Origin of the sequence: Psychrobacter sp. W2-37-MNA-CIBAN-0211 (assembly GCF_040309405.1) — a bacterium.
Lineage (GTDB): Bacteria > Pseudomonadota > Gammaproteobacteria > Pseudomonadales > Moraxellaceae > Psychrobacter > Psychrobacter glaciei.
Genome location: NZ_JBEOOU010000066.1, coordinates 1 through 349, shown reverse-complemented (window position 1 = coordinate 349; position 349 = coordinate 1). Strand labels below are relative to the sequence as shown.

The following is a 349-nucleotide window of genomic DNA, read 5'->3' as shown; positions in this document are numbered from 1 at the left end:
GACGTAACCAGCGGGTAAAATAAATGATAGCTCTAACAAGTGGGGGGCTGAAAACGATAAAACTGGTTATCGTGATAAACAACATCAGTGTTGAGCTTAATGCCAATTCACCTGAGGAAGCAAAATGAAACAACAAACTAAGCAGTATCACTCCGACAATATCATCAATTACCGCGGCTCCCAGAATAATATGTCCAGCTGAACTTTGGGTCTGTTTGTATAGTGTTAACACGCGCATTGATATACCAATGCTGGTGGCGGTGAGGGCACAACCAAAAAATAAGGCTGTAAAAGGTGCTAGGGACAACCAATAAAGACTGGCAAGTCCTGTTGTTAATATGGGTAAAGC

General features: G+C 42.1%; 1 protein-coding gene. It reads right to left on the bottom strand.

The window, feature by feature from the left end:
- On the bottom strand, positions 1-349 hold a 349-nt coding region (locus AAEY72_RS14315; RefSeq protein WP_352311172.1), incomplete at both ends, for a cation:proton antiporter domain-containing protein.